Annotated in this window: 5 protein-coding genes; 3 read left to right on the top strand and 2 right to left on the bottom strand. The window is 66.8% G+C overall.

What is annotated here, in order from left to right; genetic code table 11:
• The coding region (locus VGH68_RS16590) for a hypothetical protein (protein WP_331604738.1) at nucleotides 1–186 on the top strand (186 nt) is incomplete at its 5' end.
• Between the two features lie 78 nt (nucleotides 187–264).
• Here the strand turns inward: VGH68_RS16590 and VGH68_RS16585 are convergent.
• Both VGH68_RS16585 and VGH68_RS16580 read right to left on the bottom strand, forming a co-directional pair.
• The gene (locus VGH68_RS16585; protein WP_331604737.1) at nucleotides 265–546 is read right to left on the bottom strand and encodes a DUF6566 family protein; all 282 of its coding nucleotides are present in this window, start codon (nucleotides 544–546) and stop codon (nucleotides 265–267) included.
• A 216-nt stretch (nucleotides 547–762) separates the two neighbouring features.
• Nucleotides 763–1,383, bottom strand: a complete 621-nt coding sequence (locus VGH68_RS16580) for a hypothetical protein (protein ID WP_331604736.1) — start codon at nucleotides 1,381–1,383, stop codon at nucleotides 763–765.
• On the opposite strand from VGH68_RS16580, the gene VGH68_RS16575 reads away from it, so the two are divergent.
• Nucleotides 1,382–2,689, top strand: coding sequence for an SDR family oxidoreductase (locus VGH68_RS16575; protein WP_331604735.1), 1,308 nt, complete (start codon nucleotides 1,382–1,384; stop codon nucleotides 2,687–2,689). The genes VGH68_RS16580 and VGH68_RS16575 overlap by 2 nt on opposite strands.
• A partial coding sequence (locus tag VGH68_RS16570; protein WP_331604739.1) for a DUF2269 family protein occupies nucleotides 2,686–2,817 on the top strand: 132 nt, incomplete at its 3' end. The genes VGH68_RS16575 and VGH68_RS16570, both read left to right, overlap by 4 nt.

Here is a 2,817-nt window from a genome sequence, read left to right as displayed (position 1 = left end):
TACCGTGAGTTCGAATCTCACCCTTTCCGCCAAATTCGTCAAAAAGCCCCTGATTTAAGAATCAGGGGCTTTTTGTTTTTGGGCCGTCGAATTAATCGCGCCTTTCTTGAGCGGCGCTCTCTTGAGGCCTCGCTTCTTGCCCCCTTCTCGATGCTGTACAGCGAGCGGCGGCATAGCTTGGTCTGATCGCCCGGCATTCCCGTAGCGAACAGTTCCGCATCCGATTCATCGGCCGATTATCGCGAGGGACACTGCGGGACATTGCTACATCCCGCGCCGTCCCGGGTTGCGTCCGTCGATGACACCATCGCGCTTATCGAGGAGGTAGCGCGCGCGTTCCAGGCCCGCGCGTATCGCCTCGTCGCGCGTGGCCCAGTAAGGGCCGATGCTATCGGGCGCATCCAGCGTGACGGGTTCGCCGTCCGCGCTCACCTCGATGCGTGGCCGCCATTGGCCGCGTTCGCCCTGGATCGCATCCGCGATCACGGTGTAGCGTCCGTGTTGATATTGTTCAGCCGAGTCGCTGGTCGAAATCAGTCGGTCCATCATCCATGTCCGGTTGGGTTGGAAGCAGCGTGCTGCCGTGCGCCCGGATGTCCGAAAGACCGGCCGGCGCAGCGGTGGTCAGCATGTCAACGCGCGCAAGCACTGTTCCTGGTCGAGTCCGGGGATCGCGGCCAACGCATCAGCTAACCGCGCTTCCGCTCGCTGCGAGCGTGCGTCGACAGCGATGCTGGCCGCGGCTCCGGCGCAGCGGCCAAGCTAATCGCTCGCAGCCGAGCGGCCCGCCATCCACTGCTTGACGACGAACGGCACCGTGAGCCCAGCGCCGAACGCGATGTAGACCATCGCAATGTGGCGGGCCGGCAGGTGATATTCGAAGCCCGGCGTGAAGCGCTTCGGCACGACGATGTAATCGCCGACGGCGGCCGCGGCAGTCGTCGCCACCGCGAGCGCGACCCGATGCACATGCTCTCGGCTGCGCGTGTCACGAGCGGCGCTTGCCGCCTCGTCACCGCGGCCATCAGCGCCGTTGCGGTCCTGCGCGCCGATATGGGCCAAACCGGCGAGCGCGCCGCGTTGTTGAGCGTCGCCGCGCCGCTCGATCACGTATCTGAGCGTGGCCAATGCGAGCGCGTTGAACGCGGCCCAGCCGATCGACATCGTTTGATGGATCAGCAGCCCGGCGATCAAATGCCGTGGCGCCGGATGCGCGGTGCGGCGCGCTTCTTGCGGCCAGACCCAACGACTGACCGCGCTGACCGGCGCGCTCGCCTGCTTGCCGTGCAGCTTCCCGCACAGCGCGAGTGCGACAGTCGACAGCAGCCCGGCCGCTACACCCGGCGCAAGAATGTCCTCGGTGATTTTTATTCGAACGGTCATGGTTATCTTCCTCACCGGTGCAACGGGGCTGATCGGGTCGGCCGTCGCGCGGCGCTTCGCGGCTCAAGGGCACGCCGTCATCTGCGGTGTCCGCAATCCCGGTGCCGCGCGCGGCAGACTCGACGGCTGCCGGATCGTGCCGCTCGATTTGAAGAGCCTTGCCGAGGGCCGCAGCCCGCTACCGGCTCTCGACGGCGTCGACGTGATCGTGAACGCGGTGGGTATCTTCGGCGACGCGTCGGGCCACGATTTCCAACATATTCACAGCGACGGTCCGATCCGTCTTTTCGACGCCGCCGTGCGCGCCGGGGTGCGGCGGATCGTGCAGATATCCGCGCTCGGCGCCGACGCGAACGCGCGCAGTGCTTATCACCTGACCAAACGCGCAGCCGACGAAGCATTGCTCGCGATGCCGGTGTCCTCGCTGATCGTGCAGCCGTCGCTGGTGTTCGCGCCGCGCGGACGCAGCACCCGCTTTCTGGCGATGTGGGCGACGCTGCCGGTCGTGCCATTGCCGGGCGACGGCGCGCAGCGCATTCAACCCGTGCATCTCGATGACCTTGTCGACGTGATCGTGAGCGGCGCGCATAGGCGGCCGCCTGCCGGGCTAAACGGCGGCGAGCGGGTCGCGGTCGTCGGCCCCGAGCCGTTGAGCCTGCGCGCCTATCTGACGTTGCTGCGCCGGCTCGCCGGTGGTGCGCCGCCGCGGTTCGTCCGCATACCGCGCGCATGGGTAGGTCTGGCCGCGCGCCTGGGCGAACGCGTGCCCGGCTCGCTGATCAGCACCGACGCGATCGGCATGCTGGAGCGCGGCAATGTCGCGCCCGCCGATCAGACGACGCACTGGCTCGGCCACCCGCCGCGCTCGCTGGGCGCGCTGCCGCCCGAGCGCGAAGGCTTTGGAGCGGCGGCGCGGCTCGAATGGCTGCTGCCGCTCATGCGCGTGTCGATTGCCGCCGTGTGGATATGGACGGCGATCGTCTCCGCAGTGCTGTATCCGGCGGCGGCCAGCTACGCGCTGCTCGCGAGGGTCGGTGCGCCGCCCGCCTGGCAACCGTCGCTGTTGTACGGCGCGGCGCTGTTCGATCTGTTGATGGGTGTGCTGTCTCTGTGGTGGCCGAGCCGGCTCGGACCGCGCGCGCGGCTATGGGTCGGCCAGATCGCATTGATCGTGCTTTATACGCTGCTGATCAGCTGGCGGCTGCCGGAATTCTGGCTGCATCCGTACGGGCCGCTATCGAAAAATCTGCCGATGATCGCGGCGCTCGTTTGCCTGCTTGAACTGGACGCGAAGGGTCGACCGTGACGTATCTCGTGATCAAGTGGTTGCATGTGCTGTCGTCGACGATCCTGTTCGGCACCGGTATCGGCTCCGCTTTTTACATGCTCACCGCGAGTCTGTGCAACGATACGCGCACCGTCGCGCGCGTCGCG

Origin of the sequence: Paraburkholderia sp. (genome assembly GCF_036488505.1) — a bacterium.
GTDB lineage: Bacteria > Pseudomonadota > Gammaproteobacteria > Burkholderiales > Burkholderiaceae > Paraburkholderia.
This window is presented reverse-complemented; position numbering and strand designations above follow the sequence as displayed.